The following is a 252-nucleotide window of genomic DNA, read 5'->3' as shown; positions in this document are numbered from 1 at the left end:
CAGTATGATACATGTGTCGAGCGATACGATTGGTCAATGCACAAACCAATAGACCAAAGAAAGTCACTGGACCGACCAGTGCAGTGGCTGTGGCGACTAGCACTGCGATAACAGTTAATAGGCCAAATGCCAGACGTTGATAATTGATACCAAGGTTAATGGCTTGGGCTTGTCCGAGCATCAGCACATCACACTGGTAACGCCAGCGCCAGACAAACACCGCAGTGATGACACAGATAAATAGGCTAATGC

1 protein-coding gene is annotated in these 252 nt (G+C 48.0%); it reads right to left on the bottom strand.

The annotated features are described in order from the left end of the window. Positions 1-252: iron chelate uptake ABC transporter family permease subunit (locus tag AAEY75_RS16285; protein ID WP_352260191.1), on the bottom strand; the 252-nt coding region annotated here is incomplete at both ends.

This window comes from Psychrobacter sp. TB55-MNA-CIBAN-0194 (assembly GCF_040309505.1).
GTDB lineage: Bacteria > Pseudomonadota > Gammaproteobacteria > Pseudomonadales > Moraxellaceae > Psychrobacter > Psychrobacter fozii.
Note: the sequence above shows the minus strand (reverse complement) of the source record. Positions and strands in the feature narration are given on the sequence as shown.